A 21975-nucleotide genomic window follows, 5' to 3' on the forward strand; every position below is an offset into this window, starting at 1 on the left:
CCGGAGGATTTTCGGCTCGGCGGGGCGGGGGCTCGTCCCCCGCCGCCGCCCCCTGCGGTACACTCCGGCCTTCCGTGCCCATCGACCTCTCGCTCAAGACCTGGCTCTCCGGCCTCGTCGACGCCGCCCTCGCCGGCTACGACCCGGCCGCCGCGCTGCTCCGGCTCCCGCCCGAGCTGCGCGGCTCCGATCCCGACGGCCCCAGCCTCGAAGGCCGCGCCCGCATGCTGCTCGTGCGCTCGCTGCGGCGGAAGCTGCTCGATCCCAGCCAGGGCCGGACCGAGCGCGAGCCCGGCGAGGCGGCGTGCGCGAGCGAGGAGGACGCCTTCCTCGGCCCCATCAGCTGCCACATCGGCCTGCTCCTCGACATCGCGCTCGTGCACGGCGTCCCCTTCGAGCCGGCGCGCCGCCGCGCCGAGCTCGCCACGCTGTTCGCCGCGTTCGCCGGCGCGCCCGACCTGGCCCGCGCCGCCGACCCGGCGCGCCCCGGCGGCGGCAAACCCGCGGCCGTGACCAAGGCGTTCGCCCGCGCCGGCGCGGTGCTGGCCCAGCACGGCTACCCGGCCGGCGATCCCAAGGACGGCCTCCCGCTCCACGTCGGGGTGCTGTGCGTGCAGCGGCGGCACCTCGCCCGGCTGGCCATCGCCTACTACCCGCGCGGTCCGCTCGACCTGGGCCTGGCGCAGAAGCTGCTCGACCAGGCCCAGGACGACATCGCGCGGCTGGCCGAGGTGCTCGCGGCGCTGGCGGCGGCGCCCGCCCCGCTCGACGTCCGCCGGCGCCGCGTGGCCGCCGCCCAGATCGACCGGCTGGGCCTGCCGCGCGAGCTGGCGCGCGGCGCGCGCGCGGCGCTCCGCGCCTCGCGCGGCATGGGCGAGCTGGCCCGCGGCGCTCCGGTGCGGCTGCGCGCCTTCCTGCTCCAGCAGCTGCTCCTGTCCGAGCTGGCCCAGCCCGAGCCGTCGGCGGCGCGCGCCGAGGCGGTGAGCGCCTTCGCCGAGGAGGCGCGCATCCCGCCCGAGCAGGTGGCGGCGCTGCAGGCCGACGCGGCCGAGCTCTACGCCGCGCAGCAGCGCTGGCTGGAGGCGGCGCCGGGCGAGCCGGCCGAGTGGGAGACGCTGAGCGAGGAGTGGGAGGACGCCGCCGACCAGATGATGGAGAAGGTCGCGGCCATCGTCTCCGACAACCTCGAGGCGATCGTCACCGAGATCAAGCAGACCGGGGAGCTCGGGCAGCTGCTCGCCAAGGCGGCGGCGGGAAAGCCGCTGTCGGCCGAGGAGAAGACCAAGGTGAAGGCGCAGCTCATCGACCTCGCCAAGGCGGTCCCCGCGCTCGCCATCTTCGCGGCGCCGGGCGGCATGCTGCTCCTGCCGCTCCTGGCGAAGGTCCTCCCCTTCAACGTCCTGCCCTCGGCCTGGGAGGGCAAGGACAAGAAGAAGGCGCTCCCCCCGGCCCGCAAGAAGACGGGCGGGTGAGCCGGGGCGGCGGGGCCCGCGGGCGAGCCGGGAGGGCGCTAGCCCGCGGCGCGGGTGGGCTTCTTCGCGGCGCCGGCGAGCGGCAGCGGGAGCGGCGTCGCCAGGGTCTCCTCGACCGCCGAGGTGCGCTCGCGCAGCTCGGCCTCCAGCGCGGCGACCGCCGGCAGGAGCTCCGGCGCCCGCGCCGCGGCGGCGCGCATGCGCTCGATGGCGTCGGTGAGGCGCGCCAGCTGGACCCGCTCGCGGTCCTTCATCGCCTCGATGGTCTCCAGGAACTGAGCGTGGAAGCGCTGCAGCTCGTCGTGCTTGCGCAGCGACCGGCGCGAGGGGTAGCGCCCCTGCGAGAGCAGCGACAGGAAGTTGCCCATGACGTAGACCGGCCCGGCCACCCGGTACGTCATGAGGAAGCCGATGAGCCCGAGCGCCGCCGCCGAGAGCAGCGCGATGGCGCCGAGCACCCAGAGCAGCTGGTGGCTGGCGTGATCGACGAGCGCGCGCTGCGCGCCGTCCCGCACGAGCAGCTCGATCGCCTGCTCGTGCGCCTGGTAGGCCCACAGGCCGAACAGTGCGGCCAGGGCGAGGCCCCAGCCCATGAGCAGCAGGATGTACTTGAGCTGGAAGGACCGATCGACGAGATAGGTGCGGCGGTGGCGCTGCGTCGGCATGTCACCCCTCCAGGAAGGTGGATTGTAGCGTGAAGATCGCGTTCCTCGGCACGCCGGAGTTCGCCGTGGCGCCGCTCGACGGCGTCGCGCGGGCCGGCCACGAGGTGGTGTGCGTCGTCGCCCAGCCGGATCGCCCGGCCGGCCGTGGGCAGGAGCTGCGCGAGCCCGCCACCAAGGTGTGGGCGCGCGCCCACGGAATCCCCGTGCTGCAGCCGGAGAAGGTGCGCGACGGGCGGCTCGCGCGCGAGCTCGCCGCGCTCCGGCCGGACGTGCTGGTGGTGGTGGCCTACGGTCGCATCCTGGGGGAGGACCTCCTCACCCTGGCGCCGCTCGGCGCGGTGAACGTACACGCCTCGCTCCTGCCGCGCTGGCGCGGCGCCGCCCCCATCCAGTGGGCGCTGGCGGAGGGCGACCGCGAGACAGGCGTCACCGTCATGCGGATGGACGTCGGGCTCGACACCGGGGACATCCTCCTGCAGCGCGCGCTCACGGTCGCCCCCGGCGAGACCTCCGCGGCGCTGCACGACCGGCTCTCCGCCCTCGGGGCGGCGGCGCTGGTCGAGGCGCTGCCGCTCCTGGCCGAGGGGCGCCTCGTGCCGGTGCGCCAGGACGGCGCGCGCGCCACGCACGCCCGCATCCTCGAGAAGGAGGACGGCCGGCTCGACTTCGCGCTGCCCGCCGCGCGCCTCGCGCAGCGCGTGCGCGCCTTCACGCCGTGGCCGGGCGCGTTCACCTCGCTCGGCGGGAAGCTGCTCAAGGTGCACGCCGCCCGACCCCTGCCCGAGGGCGCCGGGCTCGCCCCGGGCGAGGCGCGGGCCGCCGCCGGCGGGATCGCGGTCGGCTGCGGCGAGGGCAGCGCGCTCCTCCTCGAGGAGGTGCAGCTCGAAGGCAAGCGGCGCGCCGCCGCCGCCGAGTTCGTGAAGGGCCAGCCGCTCGCCGCCGGCACGGTGCTCGGCCGATGACGGGGCGCGAGCTCGCGTTCCAGGTGCTCCGGCGGGTCGAGGAGGGCGGCGCCTTCGCCTCGCGCGCCCTCGACGCCGCGCTGGCGCAGGCCGGGGCGCTCGACCCGCGCGAGGCGGGGCTCGCCACCGAGCTCGTCTACGGCACGCTCCGGCGCGCGCTCTCGCTCGACGCCGCCCTGGCCCGCCACGCCTCCCGCCCGCTCGCCGAGGTCGATCCGGCGGCGCGCGTGGCGCTCCGGCTCGGCGCCTACCAGCTCCTCCACCTCGGCACGCCGCCGCACGCGGCGGTGAGCGAGGCGGTCTCGCTGGCGCGCTCGGCCGAGCACGGCCGCGCCGCGGGGTTCGTGAACGCGGTGCTGCGGGCGCTGGCGCGCGACCCGCGCCCGGCCCCGGCGCCGGCGCTCGCCGAGGACCCGGCCGGCCACGTCGCCCTCGCCGAGGCCCTGCCGCGCTGGCTGGCCGAGGAGTGGGTGGCCTGGCTCGGGCCGGAGGAGGCGCTCCTGCTCGCCCGCGCCATGAACCAGCCGGCGCCCCTCACCCTGCGCGCGCAGGACCGGGCCGCCCTGGCGACCCGGCTCGCGGCGGCGCGCCTCGACGTCCGGCCGGCCCTCCACGCGCCGGAGGGGCTGGTGGTGACGGGCGCGTCGGTCTCGGCGGTCGCGCGCGCCGCCGCCGGCGCGCCGTTCCAGGTGCAGGACGAGGCCGCGCAGCTCGTCTCGCTGCTCGCCGCCGGCGAGCTCCGCGGGCGGGACGCCCGGGTGCTCGACGCCTGCGCCGCGCCGGGCGGCAAGACCTTCCACCTCGCCGAGCTGCTCGGCCCCGGCGGCGAGGTGGTCGCCCTCGAGGTCCACCCGCGCAAGGCGGAGGAGCTGCGCAAGGAGGCGGAGCGGCGGGGCCTCGGCGGCCGGGTGCGGGTGGTCTGCGCCGACGCGTCGAAGCCCGTGCCCGGCCTCGCCGCCGGGAGCTTCGACGCGGTGCTGGTGGACGCGCCGTGCACCGGCACCGGCACGCTGCGCCGCCACCCCGAGCTGAAGCTCCGCCGCGCCGCCGGCGACCCGGCGCGCATGGCCGGCCCGCAGCGCGCGCTGCTCGCCGCCTGCGCCGGCTACGCCCGCGCCGGCGCGCCCGTGACCTACTCGGTGTGCGCGCTCTCCCGCGCCGAGGGGCCGGAGATCGCCGCCTGGGCCGCCGGGCAGGGGCTCCGGCGCGCGCCGCCGCCCCCGGGGTTTCCGTCCGCCGTGCTGGACGCGGCGGGCGACCTCCTCACCCTGCCGCACCGGCACGGGTGCGACGGGTTCTACGGGGTGAGGTTCACGGCGGGGTGACCTCGACCTCGACCTCGACCGCGAGCGCGACCGCGAGCGCGAGCGCGACCGCGAGCGCGACCGCGACCGCCCTTCCCGGTTAAGCTCCACCCATGCCGCTGCCCATCCGCATCGCGCCCTCCATCCTCTCCGCCGACTTCGGCCGCCTGGCCGAGGAGGTGCGCGCGGCGGAGGCCGCCGGCGCGGACTGGATCCACGTCGACGTCATGGACGGCCGGTTCGTGCCGAACATCACCATCGGGCCGCTGGTGGTGGAGGCGGTCCGGCGCGTGACGAAGCTGCCCATCGACGCGCACCTCATGATCGTGGAGCCGGAGCGGTACGTGGAGGCGTTCGCCAAGGCGGGCGCCGACCTGGTGTCGGTCCACGCCGAGGTCTCGCCGCACCTGCACCGGACCCTGCAGGCCATCCGCGCCGCGGGCGCGCGCCCGGCGGTGGCCCTCAACCCGTCCACCCCGCTCTCGGCCGTCGAGTGGGTGCTCTCCGACTGCGAGATGGTGCTGCTCATGACGGTGAACCCGGGCTTCGGCGGCCAGCGCTACATCGCGGCCTGCACCGACAAGGTGCGGCAGCTGCGGGCGCTCGCGGACGCGCGCGGCCTGGCGCTCGAGATCGAGGTGGACGGCGGCATCAAGGCCGACACCATCGGCGAGGTGGCCGCGGCCGGCGCCAACGCCTTCGTGGCCGGGACGGCGGTCTTCGGGGCGAAGGACTACGCCGGCGCGATCCGCGCTCTGCGCGAGGGCGCGGCGCGCGCGCGCTGACCGCGCCTAGCGCGCCAGCTCGATCGCGACCCGCGCCAGGCCGCGCTCCAGCATCCCGAGAGCGCGCGCCGCCGCATAGGACAGGTCGACGATCCGGCCCTCCGCGAAGGGACCGCGGTCGGTCACCCGCACCACCACGCTGCGGCCGCTCTCGAGGTCGGTGACCCGCAGCAGGGTCCCGAACGGATAGCGGCGGTGGGCACAGGTCAGGGCGTGGCGGTCGTAGCGCTCCCCGCTCGCGGTGAGGCGGCCGTGCAGCCCGCGCGCGTAGTAGCTGGCGAGGCCGGTCTCGCCGCGCGGTGCCTCGGGGCGCGCCGGCTTCGGCGAGGGCGGCGGCTCCTCCGCCGACGGCCGCGGCCCCGCGTGCGAGCACGCCGCGGCGGCGAGCGCCGCCGCCAGCGCCAGGAGCCGCGCCGGCCGCGTCATCCGCCCGCCGCCCTCCGCCGCGGAAAGGCGCGGCGGATCTCGGGGTGGCGCGCCAGCTGCCGGAGCGCGCGCGCCAGCAGGGTCTTGCCCGGCTCCAGCTTGAACCAGGTCGAGGCGCCGCTCGGGTGCGGGAGGCAGATCACGTCGAGCTCCTGGCCGTGGAACTGTGCACGGATCGTGCGGCCGACCACCTCCGCCAGGGGGCCGGTCTCGCCCAGCACCTCGGCGATGGCGAGCCGCCCCACCGCGATCACCAGCCCCGGGCGGAGGGCGGCGATCTCGCGCTCGATGAAGGGGCGCGAGGCCAGGATCTCCTCCGGGGACGGCACCCGGTCCCCGCCGGAGCGGGTCTTCCCGGGAAAGCAGCGCACCACCGCCGCGATGTAGATCCGCGCCCGCGCCTCCTCCTCGGTCGCGCCGAAAGCGCGCTCGAACCAGGCGAAGAGCGTCTTCCCGGCGGTCCACGCGAACGGCCGCCCGAAGCGCGCCTCGTGCGGCCCGGGCGCCTGACCGAGGAGGAAGATGCGGCTCGCCACGGCGGGCCCGTGCACCGGTGGGCCGCAGAACCCGGGGAGTCGCAGCGCCCGGATGTCCTCGTGGACGCGCCGGAGGTCCGCGACGACCTGCGCCTCGCTCTTCACACGTCCCGCCACGGCTCCTCGCGGACGGAGTAGATCCAGCCCTCGCTGCGCGGGACGTTGGAGGGCACGCCCTGGAACCCGTCCTCCTGCGCCGCGGCCGCGCCGGCGGCCGAGAGCACCGCGTCGAGGACGAGGCCCTTCTCGTCCTCCACCACCTTGGCCGCCAGCTCCATCTCGAACTCGAGCCCGGCCGAGGTCCGCAAGGTCCGCAGGAGCGCCGCCCGCGCGCCCGACCGGTTGACGCCGTCGCGCGCGTCGTCGCGGTAGGCGCAGGTGCCGCTCAGCACGCGCGACACGTGCTCCGGCCGCACCTCCACCAGCGACGGCCGCCCGGCCTTGGGCGGATCCCAGGGGAGGAAGGAGACCTCGGCCAGCCGGGCCAGCGTGACCAGCCCGAAGAAGGTCTGCCGGTAGAGGCGCAGGTGCGAGGGCGGGAAGAGCGCCGCCCGGTAGCAGTCGGCCAGCCTGAGCCGATCCTTCCCGAGCTGGCCCTTGAAGCTCTCGGCCGCCTCGGAGAAGTCGGCGCCCGAGGGGAGGAACCGCTCCTCCAGGCCGCGGCCGAGCGTGGCGGGGCCGCGCAGCGCCTGCCGCAAGAGCCCGAGCTGGCGCAGGTGGGTCTCGGACAGGCTGAACGGAGAGTCGAGGCCGACGGTGAGCTTCCCCTCGGCCCAGCGCGCCTCCTCGGCCAGCCACCCCGCGAACTGCTCGCGGACGTCGCGCCGGCCCGGCGCGTCCTGGAACGGCCGCCACACCTGCGTCAGCTTCGGCTTGCCGCGCGTGCACTCGATCTTGGCGGCGACGATCTGGTTCCCCGCGCCCTCGAGCCCGCTCCACGCGAGCCCGAGCACGATGCCGCGCTGCGGCAGCGTCACCTTGGCCGCGGGGGCTCGCCCGTAGACCGCCGACGCGCTGCCCGTCCCGTCGCTCTCGCTCGCCATGCCCCGCCGCGCTCCCTCGAACCGCCGTGGAGGATCAGGGAGGCGTTTTGGTGCGATCCTCGCGGGAAGTCAACGTCAGACGACGCGCCGGGCCGCGCCGCGGGTCGCGCGTGCCCCGCGCACCCGGGACCCGCCCCGACGATGCATCCCTGTCGGGTATGCGAGCGCCCGCCCGGATGACGCCACGCCCGGCACGACCCATGTTGTGTCACATGGCGGTCGCAATGACATCGGGTGAAGTGCTCCTCGTCGAGGACGACCGGGCAATCCGCGATACCCTCCGCGAGCTGCTCGAGGACGAGGGCTATCGCGTCCAGTGGGCCGAGCACGGCCTCGACGCGCTGAAGCAGCTCCGCGCCGGCCTGCGCGCCGGGCAGCGGCCGCGGCTCATCCTGCTCGACCTCATGATGCCGGTGATGAACGGCTGGGAGTTCCGCGAGGCGCAACGCAGGGACCCGGCCCTGTCGCAGATCCCGGTCATCGTCCTCTCGGCCGACGACCCGCTGCGCGAGAAGGTCGTCGGGATGTCGGTGGCGGGCTGGTTCTCGAAGCCGTTCGCGATCTCGGCGCTGCTCGAGGCCATCCACCGCTGCGCCGGCGCCGCGCCCCCTCAGCGCGCCTTGGCGCGGTAGGCGTCGCGCGCCTTCACCACCTCGTCGAAGAACGGCGCCGGGACGACCTTGCCGCGCACGACCGGCCACGCCTTCTCGGCGGCGGCGAGCCAGGGCTTCGGGTCCACCTGGACCACGTCCAGCCCCTGCTTCTTCATGGCCACGATGGCGTCGTCGTTGAGCTTCTTCACGTCCGCGTCGACGCGCGCCCCGATCTCCTGGGCGATGGCGAGCAGCTTCGGGCGCAGGTCGGCCGGGATCTTGTTCCAGGCGTCCTTCTTCACCAGCGTCGCGCCGATGAGGTAGCCCCAGCGCACGTCCACCATGTGGCTCGCGCGCTCGAACAGGCGCGCGGTGAGGAAGTAGAGCGGCACGTTGGCGACGCAGTTGATCATCCCGGTCTGCAGCGACGGCACGACGTCGGTGGACGACAGCACCACCGGGCGGAAGCCGGCCGCCTTCCACGCCTCGACGCTGGCGGGGTCCCCGTCCCAGGCGAACATCTTGGCGTCGCTCATCTCGGCCGGCGTCCGGTACGGCTTGGTGCAGAAGATCCGGATGAAGCCGATCTGGGACCAGTGCAGGGCCACGTACCCGCGCTGATCGAGCATGGCGTCGAGCTGCGGCGCGACCTTGGGGAAGACGGCGTTGAACTCGGCCTCGCTCTGGATCATCCCCGGCGCCGAGAGCGCCTGCGGCTCCTTCACGATGTCGTGCATGCCGACGTTGGTGATGGCGGCGGCCTGGAGCTGGCCCACCGCCATCTTGCGCACCATGTCGCCCTCGCTGCCCTGGGTCCCGCCGGCGTAGATGCGCAGCTTCACGCGCCCGCCGGACGCCTGGGCCCAGCGCTCCCCCATCTCCTTGAGCAGGTTGTGCCAGGTGGAGCCGTTGGGGGCGAGCGTGCCGAGCTTCACCACCACCTCCTGGGCGGAGGCGGTGGAGGCGAGCGCGGCGAGCGCCACGGCGAGGAGGAGCTTACGCATGGTTTCTCCTGGCGGGGGACGAGCCCCCGCCCTACGTCGAGCGTTTCACGAGAAGAGGTCGTCGGCGCGGGCGAGCAGGAGGCGCGCGCGGCGCTGCGCCAGGACGTTGGCGAGCCGGTGGAGCCGGTCCGCCTCGACGTCCGCCGAGAGGACGTGCTGCAGGAGGCGGTTGAACTCGGCGCGGTCCTGGCGCGGCACCGCGACCGCCTCGGCGTAGGCCACGTACGCGCCGAGCTTGCGCCCGCGGGAGAGCACCAGCGCCCGGTCGAAGTGCTCCCGGGCCCGCTGGAAGGCCGCCTCGCCACCCCCCTGCGCCGGCTCCCAGCTGATGAAGAACTCGTGCAGCGCGCCCTCGTCGAAGGACTCGTCGAGCGCGAGCGCGCGGCGCATCAGGGCGCCCGGTGCGGGGAGCTGAGCCACGAGCGCCATGTCCTCCTTCCCGTCGGCGATGGCGAGCGCCCAGCTCGCCGCCGTCCAGTAGACGAGCGGGACGTCGTCCCTGTTCAACGCGGCGACCGCGCCGTCCAGGTCGCGCGCCCCCTCCAGCTTCGCGGCCATGCCGCGGTGGCGCAGCTCGAGGCCGCGCAGCCCGTAGTCGCGCGCGCGGAGGAAGAGGTGGCGCGCGCGGTCGATCGAAGCGCGCGCGGCCGCCGCCTTGCCGGCCGCCTCGGCCTCGTCCGCGTCGGCCTGTACGAAGGCGTAGGCGTACTGGGTGAAGCCGCCGGCGAGGGCGGTGAGCAGCCCCTCGTGATCCGGGTGGCGCTCCAGCAGGCCCTCCATCGTCTTCAGGCCGAACGGCACGGCCTGTCGGACGAGCTCCGGGTCGTCGTCCTCCGCGTACGTCCGGGAGGAGCCGCTGGAGAGCGCGTCGGCGACGACCTTGGAGGCCGCCGCGCCGCACCCGGCGGCGGCGAACGCGAACGTCGCGAAGGTGACGAGGAGGCTCTTCTTCAACACGGTCCCGTGGAAAAAGTTCGTGCTTAGTGATAGACGCGCGACCGCGAAAGTCAACGGTGAACCCCTCCCTCCCCGACCTGCCCGCGACGGGCGAACCCGCTCCGGCCCCGCCCGCCGAGGGCCGCCTGGCGCGCCTCGAGGGCGCCGCGGTGGGGGTGCTCCTGCTCGCCATGGTGGCCATCCCGGCCGGCGAGACGCTGTGGCGGCGCTTCCTCGGGCGCGGCCTGCCCGGCTCGGCGATCCTCGTCCAGCACCTCACGCTGTGGGTCGGGTTCCTGGGCGCGCTGCTCGCCACCGGCGCCGGGAAGCACCTCGCGCTCTCCACCGCCGAGGCGATCCCGGCCGGCTGGCCGCGGCGCGCCGCCGGCCTCCTCCAGCGGATGATCTCGACCGCGGTGTGCGGCCTGCTCGCCTACGCCGCGTGGGAGCTCGTGTGGGCCGAGCGCGCCTCCGACCGGACGCTTCCGCTCGGGATCCCGTTCTGGTGGAGCGAGCTCATCATGCCGGTGGCCTCCGGGCTGATGGCGCTCCGCTTCGCCTGGAGCGGCGCCGCGGGGCCCCGGCGCTGGGCCGACCGCGGCCTCGCGCTCCTGGCGGCGGCGGCCGCGTTTGCGCTCGGCGCGGCGGCGCCGCACCCGGCGCTGGTGCAGGCCCTCCTGGCGGTGCTGGCGGTCGGGTTCCTGCTCGGCACGCCGGTGTTCGTCGTGATGGCCGGCGTCGCGATGGCGCTCTTCTGGCGCGACGGCACCCCCATCGCGGCGGTGCCCACCAACACCTTCGGGCTCGTCACCAGCGCCACCCTCCCCGCCATCCCGCTCCTCACGGTGGCCGGGTACGTGCTCGCCGAGGGCGGCGCGGCGCGGCGGCTGGTGCGCGCCTACAAGGGCGTCTTCGGCTGGATGCCGGGCGGCGTGGCGGTGATGGCCGCCTTCGTCTGCGCCATCTTCACCACCTTCACCGGCGCCTCGGGCGTCACCATCCTCGCCCTGGGCGGCCTGGTGCTGCCCACCCTGCTGGAGGAGCGGTACCCGGAGGGCTTCTCGGTCGGCCTGGTCACCGCCTCCGGCTCGCTGGGGCTGCTCTTCCCGCCTTCGCTGCCGGTGATCCTCTACGGCGTGGTGGCGCAGGTCCCCATCGACCACCTCTTCATCGGCGGCCTGGTGCCCGGGCTGCTCATGATCCTGCTCGTGGCGGCCTACGGCATCTACGTCGGCGTGCGCGCCGGCGCGCCGCGCCAGGCGGTCCGCCCCCGCGAGGCGGCGCGCGCGCTCTGGGAGGCGAAGTGGGACCTCGGCCTCCCCACCCTCGTCATCGTCGCCATCGCCAGCGGCTACGCCACCATCGTCGAGGCCTCTGCGCTCGGCGTCGCCTACGCCATGCTGGTCGAGATGGCGGTCTTCCGGGATCTCTCCGCCCGCGACCTGCCGCGCGTCCTCGGGCACGCCGCCACGCTGGTGGGGGCGGTGGTGATCCTGCTCGGGGTGGCGCTCGGGCTCACCAACTGGCTCGTGGACGCCGAGGTGCCGACCCGGCTCGTCGACTGGATGACCACCCACGTCCACAGCCCGGCGCTGTTCCTGCTGGCGCTCAACGTGGCGCTCCTGGTGCTGGGGAGCGTGCTCGAGATCTACTCCGCCATCATCGTGCTGGCGCCGCTCGTGGCCCCGCTCGGCGTCGCCTACGGCATCGAGCCCATCCACCTCGGCGTGGTCTTCCTGGCGAACCTTGAGCTGGGCTTCCTCTTCCCGCCCATGGGCCTGAACCTCTTCCTGGCCGCCTCGCGCTTCGGGAAGCCCCTGCCGTACCTCTACCGGCGCGCCCTGCCGTTCCTGGTCATCATGGCGGTGGGCGTCCTGCTCATCACCTACCTGCCCGCCATCACCACCGGCGTGGTGGGGGCGGTGACGCGGGCGCGCGAGGGCGCCGCCGCGACGGCGCCGGCGGCGCCGCCTGCCCCCGGGCCCTAGTCACCGGGCCGCGGCCAGCGCCGCGGCGAAGGCGCCCGCCGGGCGCGCCACGCACACCTCGTAGCCGTCGAGCCGCCCGCAGCGGGCGCCGGCGCGCTCCAGCGCGGGCCGGTAGTCCGGGTGCGGGACGTAGACCGTGTCCTCGCGCAGGACCCCGGCCAGGACCTCGCGGACCAGCGCGGCGCAGGGCGGCTCGATGCGCTCGCTGGCGCCGCGGGCGACGTAGCCGCTGTTCACCGTGAGCCCCAGCGCGTAGGCCTCGTAGGCGAGCGGCGCCCAGCGGTCGTCGTCCCCGTAGACGAGCCCCCGACAGGCGCCGCCGACGCCGATCACCTGGGCCGGGACGAGGGCCAGGTGCCGGTAGGCGCCGCGGGCGAGCTCCCAGCGCGGGTCGGCCGGGCGCCAGCCGCGCGAGCGGAACAGGCTGCCCGCGGCGCGCGGCGCGAGGTCCGCCAGCTGGAGGGCGAGCGCCACCGCGAGGAGCGCGGTCGCGAGCCGCGGCCGACCGCGCAGCACCGCCAGCGGGAGCATCACCGCGGCGGACAGCGCGAGGTAGTAGAGGGGCCACGCGAAGCGCCCGGAGCTGCGGAAGGGCCCGAGCGCCCCGACGATGGGGCGGTACGCCCGCCGCAGGTCCAGCACCTCGTGGCCGGCGAACCGGATCCGGCTGGAGAGCGCGTAGACGAAGAGCGCCGCGCAGGCCACGGCGAGCGGGGCGAGCGCGGCCAGCCTGCGCCGCGAGGGGCGCCAGCGCGCCGCCGCCAGCGCGAGCCCCGCGGCGAGGAGCGCGAGCCCGCCGGCGCCGAGATAGGCGTTCCCTTCCCACTGCCCGTCGTGCGCCGGCAGGGCGGGGAGCAGCGCGGAGGCGCCGAACGAGCTCGCGAAGGCGGCCAGGTCGGTCGAGAAGAGGCCGAACCCGGAGCCGTGCGAGGGGGCGCTCGTGAAGTAGCCGAGGAGCGCGAAGGCGGCGGCCGGGCCGAGCACGAGCGCCGCGGCCGCCCGCCGCGCGGCGGGCCCGGGCAGGACGCGCTCGACCCGGCCGAGGCGGACCACCAGCGCCAGGCCGAGCGCGATCGCCATCAGCGCCAGGTAGGGGTGCACGAAGGAGAGCGCGAGCGTCACCGCCAGCGCCGCCCGGAGGGCGCGCCGCGCCGCCGCCTCGTCCTCCGCGGGCGCGAGGTGGAGCCCGAGCAGCGCCAGGAGCGCGAAGTGGGCGCAGAGGGTGTCGTGGCCGACGCGCTGCAGGAGCGGCGGCGAGAGCGCGAAGAGGGCGCCCGCGAGGAAGCGGTGGGCCGCGCGCCCGGAGGCGAGCGCGGCCAGGCGCGCGCCGAAGTACCCCTGCAGCGCGAAGCAGGCGCCCAGCCACGGCCCGACGTACTGGAAGTCGCGCGGGAGCAGCGGCGAGGCGAGCTTCCCGGCGAGGGCGAGGAGCGGGTTCGAGTCGGTGAAGCCGACCGTCGTGCCCGCCGGCCAGACGAACCCGTCGATCCGGCCGAGCGGCAGGCCCCAGCGCGAGCCGCGGAAGAAGAGCCACCCCATGACGTGCTGACCGAGGTCGCCGCCCACCCAGTCGAAGGCGGTGGGGGAGAGCGCTCGCCAGCCGCCGGCCGCGGCGAACCAGGCGAGGCCGAAGGCCGCGGCGAGGAGCTCGGGGGCCCGCCGGCCGAGCGCGGCGCGGAGGCGCGTCATGCCCCGTCGAGCCGCCGCCGCAGGCGCCGCAGCCCCGCCGCCATCCGCAGCGCGTCGAGGCCGGGCACCAGCTTGGAGCCGCCCGGGTCGGCCCAGTCGATGGGCTCCTCGCGGAGGCGCGCGCCGCCGCGCGCCAGCAGCACCAGCACCTCGACGTCGAGCAGCCAGCGATCCTCCGCCAGGCGCGGCAGGAGCGGCCGCAGCGCCGCGGCGCGGATGAGCTTCAGCCCGCACTGCGTGTCGTAGAAGCCGAGGCGGAAGGCGTGCTCGACCATCGTCGCGAACACCCGCCCCTGGAGGTGGCGGAGCGCGCTGCGCCGGATCGACCGCCCGGCCATGAGGATGCGCGTGCCGGCGAGCACGTCCACCTCGGCCAGGGCCGGCAGGAGCCGCACCAGGCGCCACGCCTCGCGCGCGCTCACCGCCCCGTCGGCGTCGAGGAAGCCGAGCCACTGCGCGCCCGGGTCCGCGCTCGCCCAGCCGAGCCGGATGGCCGCCCCCTTGCCGCGGTTGGCGGGCGCGGCCACGAAGCGAGCCCGGTGCGGCGCGCCGGACCGCGCCAGCGCCTCCTGGGCCGCGCGCACCGCCTCCTCCTCGCGCGCGCGCTCGGCCGGACCGCTCCCGTCGTCCACCACCAGGAGCTCGACCGCGGGCGAGGGCGCGGCCGGCGCCTCCGCCACCAGCGCCGTGAGCAGCGGCGGGAGCCGGGCACCCTCGCGGTAGGCGGGGATGACGAGCGTGACGGTGGGGGCGGGCACGGGGCGGTCAGTTCACACGGCAGGGGCGATACCGTCAAGCGCGCCGCGGGCGCCACTCGCGCGCGGCGTAGAGCGCGAACGTGAACGCCCACGCGCCGGCCACGTCGATGGCGTAGTGGATGCGGGCGAGGAGCACGCTCGCCACCACCAGCACGTGCGCCGCGAGCGCCAGCCAGCGCAGCCGGCGGTCGCGCCAGGCGTAGAGCAGGAGGAGGAACGTGGTGGCGGTGTGGCCCGAGAAGAAGAGGTCCTTCGTGAGGTAGGCCTGCGCGCTCCCGTGGGCGAACACGCCCCAGGGCGAGACGAGCTCCAGCCAGGCCTGCCACGCGCCGCGGTCCGCCAGGCCCGGGCCGGCGTGCGCCGGATCGGGCGGGCCGAGCCCGGTGAGCGCGAGGGTGACGCCCCGCGCCAGGGAGACGAGGCCCCCGGTCACCATGTAACGCACCCACCGGTCGGGGTCGGTGGCGAGGAGCGCCAGCGCGAGGGGCAGGTAGAGCGCGAGCCACAGCAGGTAGTTCGCCCGGGCCACCCAGCCCAGGTAGGGCAGCGCGCCGAGGACGAGGTCGGGGAGCGCGCCCGGCGCCGGCCGCCGCTCGGCCCAGACGGCCGCGGCGGTCATGAGCGCGTAGCAGGCGCCGCGGAAGGCGAGCGCGAGCAGGATGGGCAGGGCGAGCGCGCGCAGGCGCCGGGCCGGCCCGCTCACGGGAACTGCCCGGACCCCGCCAGCAGATCGAGGCGCGCCTGCCGGACGGCGTCCTCGGCGATGACGGCCTGCAGATCGGCGTCGCGAGACTGCTGCTGCGCGGTCGTCACGTCGAGATCGTTGCTGGCCCCGGCGCGGTACGCCTCGGTGGTGAGCTGGAGCACCGAGCGGGCGCGGTCGGCGGCGCGCCGGGCGCTCTCGAGCGCCGCCTCCTGGCGAGCCACCTCGGCCAGGGCCACCCGCACGTCCGACCTCACCTGCAGCAGCGTACCCTCGAGCGAGACCTGAGCCTCGCGCTCGAGCGCCTCGCGCTCGCGGAGCTGGCCCACCCGCAGCCCGCCCTCGAAGAGCGGCAGGGAGAGCAGGAACTGCACCTGCCAGCCGGTGCGCGGGGCGGTCACGGTGGCGGGGTCGTTGTAGAAGGGCTGCGCGGTCGCGGTGAGCGTCGGCAGCCAGTCGAGCCAGCTGTCACGCCGTACGTGCTCGGCGGCCGCGCGGCGCGCCTCGGCCGCCCGGGCGTCGAGCCGCCGCGCCTCGGCGTCGCGCGCCTGCGCCGGGTCGGCGTGGAAGTCCGGCTCCTGGGCCGCGTCGAGCGGCCCTGGCGAGCCGGTGAGCACGCCCAGCGCCTCCTGGGCCCGCACCACTCCCACCTCGCCGTTCGCGAGCTGCACCTCGCTCGCGGCGAGCTGCTGCTCGGCGCGGAGCTCGTCCACCGCGTTGCCGATGCCGCCCACCCGCCGGGCGCGCGCGAAGTCGAAGCGCGCCCGGGCGATGTCGCGCGCCGACCGGCTCACCTCGACCACCCGCTTCTGCGCCAGCGCCGAGAGGTAGGCGCGCGCGGTGGCGAGCACGACCTGCCGGCGGACGTCCGCCTCGCTCGCCCGCGCCACCTCGACCTGCTCGGCCGCGTGCGCCCACACGCTCCAGCGCGAGGGCGCGAGGAGCGGGAGCTGCAGGGAGAGGTTCGCGTTGAGGGAGTCCCGCGCCACGAGCGGCGCGGTCGATCCCGCCGTGCGGCGCGCGGCGTCGAGCCGGGTGTAGCTGGCGTTGGCGCCCAGGAACGGCAGCGCCGCGGCGCGCGTCTGGGTGAGGAGCGCGCCGGCGCGCCGGAGCTCCTGCGCGGCGATGAGCGCCTGCGGCGACCGCGCCCCCGCCCGCCGGACCGCGTCGTCGAAGGTGACCGGCTCCGCCGGGTAGGCGGTCGAGGTCGCGGTTTCGGTCGCGGTCGAGGTCGGCGCCGCGGTCGAGGTCGCGGTCGAGGTCGCGGCCGAGGTCGAGGTCGAGGTCGGAGTGGGGTCCGACGCCGCGACGCTCCCCGCCAGGATCAGCGCCGCGGCGATCACGGCGTCACCTCGGCCGCCGGCTCCGGCTCCTCGTGCTGCGGCTTCGAGAAGCGCTCGAGCAGCGTGTACAGGGCCGGGATGAGGAACAGGGTGAAGAACGTCGACACGGTGAGCCCCCCGATGACGGCGCGGGCGAGCGGCAGGTTCGTCTCGCTCCCCTCGCCGATGCCGAGCGCCATGGGGACGAGGCCCACGATGGTGGCGATGGTGGTCATGAGGATGGGCCGGAGCCGCGTCTTGCCGGCCTGGACGGTGGCCTCCAGGAGCGGCTGGCCGCGGGACTGGAGCACGCGGGCGAAGTCCACCAGCAGGACGCCGTTCGACACCACGATGCCGACCATCATGATGACGCCCATGAAGCTGTTCACGCTGAGCGAGGTGCCGGTGAGGAGCAGCATCACGATGACGCCGGTGATCCCCATGGGCACCGAGAACATGATGACGAGCGGGTCGACCAGCGACCGGAACTGACTCGCCAGGATCATGTAGACGAGCGCCACCGCCAGCAGCGCGGCGAAGATGAGCCCGCTGAACGCCTCCCGCTGGGCGGCGGTCTGGCCGCCCAGGCGCGCGGTGAAGCCGTCGGGCGGCGGCACGTCGTGGATCGCGCGCTCCACCGCCGCGCTGGCCGAGCCCAGGTCGACGCCCGGCGGCAGGTTGGCGGTGACGTCCACGATGCGCTGCAGGTACTTGCGGTCGATGGTGACCGGGCCGGAGGAGCGCTTCACCTTGGCCAGGTTGGCGAGCGCCACTACCTTGCCGCTCGGCGCGCGCAGGTAGACGTCGCCCAGGTCGGAGACCTTGGAGCGGTAGGCGTCGTCCAGCCGGACGTTGATGTAGTACTGGTTGCCGGTCTTGGCGTCGGTGAAGGGGATGGGGCTGAACTGGTTCGAGCCGACCAGGCTCGTCAGCACCGACTGGGCCACCTGCTGCTCGGTCACGCCGAGCATGCCCGCCTTCTCGCGGTCCACCTCCACGTCGAGCTCGGGGTAGTTCTCCTCGCGCGAGATCTGCAGGTCGGCGAGGAGCGCCCGGCCGTCGCGGCCGAGCTCCGCCTGGAGCCGCTCCTTGAGCCGCTTGGCGTAGGCGCTGCCCGCCTCGAGGTCGTAGCCGGAGATCTCGACGTCGATGGGGGCCGAGGTGCCGAAGTTGAGGATGCGCTTCACGATGCCGCCGGTGAAGTAGTAGACCTGCGTGCCCGGCACCTCCTTGCGGAGCACCTTGCGCACCACGTCGGTGGCCTCGTCGTCGGTGAGGGCGCGCTGCGCGTGCGGCACCAGGTTCACCGACAGGTTGCCCGAGTGCGGGCCGGTGTTGGCGGAGAAGAGGGCGCTGCGGCCGAGCGGCAGGCCGGTGTCGGAGAGGAGCGTGGTGGTGACCGGACCGCCGCTCGCGCTCTTGTAGGCGCCGAGCTCCCGCAGCACCGTCGCCTCGATGCGCTTCGTCACCTGCTCGGTGAGCTCGACGCGGGTGCCGATGGGCGTCTTGTAGATGACCTGGAACTGGCTCTCGTCGCTCTGCGGGAAGAACTCGGTCCCGATGAAGCGGCCGAGGAAGAGCGAGCCCACGAAGGTGAGCGCGATGCCGCCGATGACGAGGCCGCGCCGCCGGAGCACCCAGCGCAGGGCGCGGGCGTAGGCCTCGTCGAGCGCGTCGAAGCGGGCGGTGATCCAGGCGGCGTACCCGCGCCCCCGGCCCGGGTGCTCGGCGCGCAGGTACTTGAGGCAGAGCAGCGGCGTCACCGTGCGCGACACGAAGAAGCTCATGATGAGCGCGAAGGCGATGGTGAGCGCGAGCGGCAGGAACAGGTTCTTCGCCACGCCGCCCAGGAACACCACCGGGAAGAAGACGACGATGGTGGTGATGGTGGAGACGAAGATGGGCCCGGCCACCTCCTGCGCGGCGTTGAGGACGGCGGTGCGGCGGTCCTGCCCGAGCGCCAGGTGGCGGTGGATGTTCTCCAGCTCGACGATCGAGTCGTCGACGAGCCGCCCCACCCCGAGCGCGAGGCCGCCCAGGGTGAAGACGTTGAGCGTCTGGCCGCTGAAGTAGAGCAGCACGAAGGTCGCCACGATCGAGAGCGGGATGGCGACCGCGATGATGCCGGTGGCGGAGAAGCTCACCAAAAAGACGAGGATGACGAGGACCGCCAGGGCGCCACCCTGCAGCGCCTCGTGCTGCAGCGCGCCGATGGCGGCGCGGATGTACTGCGACTGGTCGAAGGAGATGGCGAGCTTCACGTTGGGCGGGACGTCGCGCAGCCTGGGCATGGCCGCCTTCACGGCGTCCACCACCGCCACCGTGTTCGCCCCCGGCTGCTTCAGCACGCGGAAGAAGACGCCGCGCGAGCCGTTGACGCGGACGATCTCCGACTGGTCGGCCGCGCCGTCCACCACCCGGGCCACGTCGCGCACCCGCACCGGGGCGGCGCTCGAGGCGCCGGTGCGCGCCGGCGGCGCCTGCACCACCACGTCGCGCAGCGGCTTCGCCTCGCCGAACTGGGTGTTGGAGAAGACGTTGTAGTCGCGCACCCCGGCCTTGAGGTCGCCCGAGGGGAGCAGCAGGTTCGAGCTCCGCACCGCGTTCACGACGTCGAGGATGCCGAGCCCGCGCGCCCGGAGCGCGTCGCGGTGCACCATGACCTCGATCTCGCGCGTCTTGCCGCCGGCGACGGTGGCGCTCGCCACGCCCGGGAGCCGCTCCAGCTGCGGCTCGACCACGTTGTAGGCGAGGTCGTAGAGCTGCTTCTCGTCGAGCCCGTCGGCAGTCATCGCCACCGCCAGCACCGGGATGTTGGTGACGTCGAACTTGAGCACGAACGGCTGCTGGATGCCGGGCGGCAGCGTGTTCAGGATCTGCGAGATGCGCTGCGACACGTCGAACTGGGCGTTGTCGAGGTTCGTCCCGTACTGGAACCACACCGACACCGCGGAGAACCCCTGCTTGGAGGTGCTCTCCACCCGGTCCACGCCCGGGGAGGCCGAGACCGCCCGCTCGATGGGGACGGTGATGGACTTCTCGACGTCCTCCGGCGCGGCGCCCGTGTAGAACGTCGCCACCCGCACCACCGGGATGTCGATGTTGGGGAAGAGGTCGACCGCGAGGTGCTGGAGCGAGATCCACCCCAGCGCCAGGGTCATGAGCGACAGCATGAGGATGAAGACCGGATTCCGGAGCGCCATCCGCGTGAGCCACATCGCCTGTCTCCTGTCGCGCGGGGGCTAGCGGGCGTCGGCGGCCGAGGCCGTCTTCTGCCCGGTGTACGGATCGACGTCGCGCTGCGCCTGGACGGCGGCGCCGTCGGCGAGCCCGTCGATCCCGGCGATGACGACGACGTCACCGCTGGCGAGGCCGGACACCACCTCGAGCCAGGTGCCGCCGTCCACGCCGGTCTTCACCTCGGTCCGCTTCACCTTCTCGCCCTGCAGCACGTACACGTACTGCCGCTCGTCGGAGATCTGGACCGCCACCGCCGGCACCACCACCGCCGCCGGGTGGACGGCGGTGACGATGGCGCAGCGGCCGTACATCCCGCTCCGCAGCTCGCCGGCGGCGTTCTTGATCTGGACCTCGGCGTCGAGCGTGCGGGTGAGCGGGTCGAGCCCGGGGGCGAGCCGCACCACCTTGCCCGTCCACTCGCGGCCGGGGAACGCGTCGAGCGCGAGCCGCGCGTCCTGGCCGACGCGCACCTGGCCGGCGTCCGCCTCGTTGACGGGGACGAACGCGCGCAGGACGTCGTCGCGCTCGACGGTGAGGATGGAGCCGGTGCCGGCGGTGGGCCCGACCAGCGCGCCGGGGTCGAGGCGCCGCGCCGAGACGGCGCCCTCGAGGGGCGACTCGATGCGCGTCTCGCCGAGGCGGGTCGCGAGCGCCGCCACGTTGGCCTGGGCGGTCTGCAGGGCCGCCTCGGAGGTGGCGAGCGCGGCCTCGTTCTGCTGCAGCTCCTGCTGCGAGACGACGCCGGCCGGCGCGAGCCGGACCGCGCGCTCCTGGTTGGCGCGCGCCAGCGCGGCCGAGGCCTGCGCCTGGGCGAGCTGGTGGCGCGCCGCCGAGAGCTGGTCGGGCAGGTCGGACGGGCGCACCAGCGCGAGGAGCTGGCCGCGCCGGACGCGGTCGCCGCGGTCGACCAGCACCGCGTCGAGGTAGCCCACCACCTTCGATCCCACGTCGGCGGCGAAGAGCGGCCGCAGGTCGACGGCGGCGCGCACCTCCACCGGCACGTCGCGCACGGCGACGGCGGCGGCGGCGACCACCGGGACGGGCCGGACGCGCGGGCCCTTCGGGCCCCGCTGGCAGGCGGCGGCGAGGCACAGCAGGAGGCAGGCCGCGGCGCGGAGGCCGCGCGGGGGGCGGATCGTCGGCACGGCCGCCAGGAATATTCGCACGGCAACTAAAAGGCAACCGCGGGCGGGCGGCGGGAGGGTGTCTGCGCTCCCGCGCTCAGGGCGTGGCCGCCGCCTCGCGCGCCAGCGCCCGCAGGAGCTTCGGCCGGACGCCGGCGCCGGCCGCGAGCGCCTCGAGCCGGGTTTGCGCGGCGGCGTCCCGGGCGCGCGTCTTCTGGCCGAGGATGAGCTCGTTCTTGAGCGAGTGCTCCCACCCGGCGAGCTCGGTGACGGTGACCCGGTACCCGTGCGCCTGGAGGGCCAGCGCCCGCAGCACATTGGTGAGGTGGGAGCCGAACTCCCGGCGGTGCCAGGCGTGCTCGAAGAGCGGCGCGAGCAGCGGCGCGGGCGCCTCGGCGCGCTCGAGCTGCCGCGCCACCTCGGCCTGGCAGCAGGGGACCACCGCCACGTGGTCGGCGCCATGGCGCAGCGCCACGAGCAGCGCGTCGTCGGTGGCGGTGTCGCAGGCGTGGAGCGCGGTGACGAGGTGGACCCGCGGCGGGAGCTCGGCGGCCTCCAGCTCGGCGGTGACGAAGCGCATCCGCTCGAACCCGAGGCGCCGCGCCCGCGCCTCGGCGGCGGCGGTCAGCTCGGGGCGCGACTCGATGGACACGACCGTGCCCTTGCCGGCGGGGCCGACGAAGAGCTCGTACAGGATGAACCCCAGGTAACCCTTCCCCGCCCCGCAGTCGACGATGACGGGATCGCCGAAGCGCGCCAGCACGTCCTCCACCGCCGGCCGGAGCTGCCGGACGAGGTGGTTCACCTGCTTCAGCTTGCGCAGGCTGTCGGCGTTGAGGTCGCCCGTCCGCGTCAGCAGGTGGAGCTCCTGCAGGAGCGCGGTGGATTGCCCGGGCACGAGCTCGCGGGGGACCGCGGGGGCTTTGACCTGTCGGCGCATGCGGTCTTGCATCATAGCGGGGCCTCGGGGTTGGGTCTGTTCGGCCCGTCTGGTCGGTCCGTCTGTTCCGTCCGCAGATCGGTTCCGAGCAGGGGCGGCGGGGTGGCCCTCCGGCGGTGCTCGGGACGACCTGCCGGGCTGATCCGGCGGCCGGTGCAGAAACGCTCAGCGGCTTGCACCGCAACGTGCCGCGCCGGCCTGGGGCGCGGGGCACGGGCGCCGGCGCGGCACCGGCGGTGCAGCGCGCCGTGCGGTGGGCGGAGATCTTCCGCAGGTCGCCTGCGCTCCGGCGGAGGGCCACCCCGCCGCCCCCCATCGCGAGCGGTGCTGACCGCGCGAGCGAGAATTCGGTGATCTGATCTTCTTCGCATGGGCAGTCGGGCGCTGATGGAGAAGGAGCTCCATTGACCTGCGGCGACCGCCTCGCGTGCCATCGGGGGTCAGGCTCCAGCTCCTGGCTCGCAACCCTCTCCCGCCCGCGCGGC

General features: G+C 75.3%; 19 protein-coding genes. 6 read left to right on the forward strand and 13 right to left on the reverse strand.

Going from position 1 to position 21975, the window contains the following annotated elements; translation table 11 throughout:
* The first annotated feature begins 74 nt into the window (after positions 1 to 74).
* Positions 75 to 1472, forward strand: coding sequence for an LETM1 domain-containing protein (locus tag HWY08_RS02715; RefSeq protein WP_176062635.1), 1398 nt, complete (start codon positions 75 to 77; stop codon positions 1470 to 1472).
* 38 nt (positions 1473 to 1510) lie between these two features.
* On the opposite strand, the gene HWY08_RS02720 is transcribed toward HWY08_RS02715, so the two are convergent.
* Positions 1511 to 2137, reverse strand: a complete 627-nt coding sequence (locus tag HWY08_RS02720; protein ID WP_176062637.1) for a hypothetical protein — start codon at positions 2135 to 2137, stop codon at positions 1511 to 1513.
* Between the two features lie 29 nt (positions 2138 to 2166).
* Between HWY08_RS02720 and fmt the strand changes: the two genes are divergently transcribed.
* From fmt to rpe, 3 genes are all read left to right on the forward strand, one after another.
* Positions 2167 to 3099: a methionyl-tRNA formyltransferase gene (gene fmt, locus HWY08_RS02725; protein ID WP_176062639.1), complete on the forward strand. Its 933-nt coding sequence runs from the start codon at positions 2167 to 2169 to the stop codon at positions 3097 to 3099.
* Positions 3096 to 4424, forward strand: coding sequence for a transcription antitermination factor NusB (locus HWY08_RS02730; protein WP_176062641.1), 1329 nt, complete (start codon positions 3096 to 3098; stop codon positions 4422 to 4424). The genes fmt and HWY08_RS02730 overlap by 4 nt, the downstream gene beginning before the upstream one ends.
* A 92-nt stretch (positions 4425 to 4516) precedes the next feature.
* Positions 4517 to 5188: a ribulose-phosphate 3-epimerase gene (gene rpe, locus HWY08_RS02735; RefSeq protein WP_176062643.1), complete on the forward strand. Its 672-nt coding sequence runs from the start codon at positions 4517 to 4519 to the stop codon at positions 5186 to 5188.
* 6 nt (positions 5189 to 5194) lie between these two features.
* Here the strand turns inward: rpe and HWY08_RS02740 are convergent, their stop codons facing one another.
* The 3 genes from HWY08_RS02740 to HWY08_RS02750 are packed head-to-tail and all read right to left on the reverse strand — an operon-like array spanning position 5195 to position 7193.
* Positions 5195 to 5614: a septal ring lytic transglycosylase RlpA family protein gene (locus HWY08_RS02740; protein WP_176062645.1), complete on the reverse strand. Its 420-nt coding sequence runs from the start codon at positions 5612 to 5614 to the stop codon at positions 5195 to 5197.
* A complete protein-coding gene (locus HWY08_RS02745; RefSeq protein ID WP_235969414.1) occupies positions 5611 to 6267 on the reverse strand; it encodes a uracil-DNA glycosylase family protein in 657 nt (218 codons plus the stop codon). Before HWY08_RS02745 ends, HWY08_RS02740 begins: the two co-directional genes overlap by 4 nt.
* A complete protein-coding gene (locus tag HWY08_RS02750) occupies positions 6252 to 7193 on the reverse strand; it encodes a DUF429 domain-containing protein (protein ID WP_176062647.1) in 942 nt (313 codons plus the stop codon). Before HWY08_RS02750 ends, HWY08_RS02745 begins: the two co-directional genes overlap by 16 nt.
* Before the next feature lie 212 nt (positions 7194 to 7405).
* Here HWY08_RS02750 and HWY08_RS02755 point away from each other — a divergent pair, with 212 nt between their 5' ends.
* Entirely contained in the window at positions 7406 to 7825 is a 420-nt protein-coding gene (locus HWY08_RS02755) for a response regulator (RefSeq protein WP_235969415.1), read from the forward strand.
* Here the strand turns inward: HWY08_RS02755 and HWY08_RS02760 are convergent.
* Both HWY08_RS02760 and HWY08_RS02765 read right to left on the reverse strand, forming a co-directional pair.
* Positions 7804 to 8790 (reverse strand): TRAP transporter substrate-binding protein, encoded by a 987-nt coding sequence (locus HWY08_RS02760; RefSeq protein ID WP_176062649.1) that lies wholly within the window; start codon positions 8788 to 8790, stop codon positions 7804 to 7806. The two genes, HWY08_RS02755 and HWY08_RS02760, sit on opposite strands and share 22 nt — an antisense overlap.
* Positions 8791 to 8835: 45 nt before the next feature.
* The gene (locus HWY08_RS02765; RefSeq protein WP_176062650.1) at positions 8836 to 9744 is read right to left on the reverse strand and encodes a TRAP transporter TatT component family protein; all 909 of its coding nucleotides are present in this window, start codon (positions 9742 to 9744) and stop codon (positions 8836 to 8838) included.
* A gap of 59 nt (positions 9745 to 9803) precedes the next feature.
* On the opposite strand from HWY08_RS02765, the gene HWY08_RS02770 reads away from it, so the two are divergent.
* Positions 9804 to 11714, forward strand: coding sequence for a TRAP transporter large permease (locus HWY08_RS02770; protein ID WP_235969416.1), 1911 nt, complete (start codon positions 9804 to 9806; stop codon positions 11712 to 11714).
* Here the strand turns inward: HWY08_RS02770 and HWY08_RS02775 are convergent, their stop codons facing one another.
* From HWY08_RS02775 to HWY08_RS02805, 7 genes are all read right to left on the reverse strand, one after another.
* Entirely contained in the window at positions 11715 to 13403 is a 1689-nt protein-coding gene (locus tag HWY08_RS02775) for a DUF6311 domain-containing protein (protein ID WP_176062652.1), read from the reverse strand.
* Positions 13400 to 14161 carry a glycosyltransferase gene (locus HWY08_RS02780; RefSeq protein WP_176062655.1) on the reverse strand — a complete coding sequence of 254 codons (762 nt, stop codon included), beginning with the start codon at positions 14159 to 14161 and terminating at the stop codon, positions 13400 to 13402. Before HWY08_RS02780 ends, HWY08_RS02775 begins: the two co-directional genes overlap by 4 nt.
* 34 nt (positions 14162 to 14195) lie before the next feature.
* On the reverse strand, positions 14196 to 14864 hold the full coding sequence (locus tag HWY08_RS02785; RefSeq protein ID WP_235969417.1) for a phosphatase PAP2-related protein: 669 nt from the start codon (positions 14862 to 14864) through the stop codon (positions 14196 to 14198).
* Positions 14861 to 16207, reverse strand: a complete 1347-nt coding sequence (locus HWY08_RS02790) for a TolC family protein (protein WP_176062656.1) — start codon at positions 16205 to 16207, stop codon at positions 14861 to 14863. Before HWY08_RS02790 ends, HWY08_RS02785 begins: the two co-directional genes overlap by 4 nt.
* On the reverse strand, positions 16204 to 19404 hold the full coding sequence (locus HWY08_RS02795) for an efflux RND transporter permease subunit (protein WP_176062658.1): 3201 nt from the start codon (positions 19402 to 19404) through the stop codon (positions 16204 to 16206). The genes HWY08_RS02790 and HWY08_RS02795 overlap by 4 nt, the downstream gene beginning before the upstream one ends.
* Before the next feature lie 24 nt (positions 19405 to 19428).
* Entirely contained in the window at positions 19429 to 20571 is a 1143-nt protein-coding gene (locus HWY08_RS02800) for an efflux RND transporter periplasmic adaptor subunit (protein ID WP_176062661.1), read from the reverse strand.
* Between the two features lie 76 nt (positions 20572 to 20647).
* Entirely contained in the window at positions 20648 to 21490 is an 843-nt protein-coding gene (locus HWY08_RS02805) for a class I SAM-dependent methyltransferase (protein ID WP_176062663.1), read from the reverse strand.
* Between the last annotated feature and the right edge of the window lie 485 nt (positions 21491 to 21975).

Origin of the sequence: Anaeromyxobacter diazotrophicus (assembly GCF_013340205.1) — a bacterium.
In the GTDB taxonomy this organism is placed as follows: Bacteria; Myxococcota; Myxococcia; order Myxococcales; family Anaeromyxobacteraceae; genus Anaeromyxobacter_A; species Anaeromyxobacter_A diazotrophicus.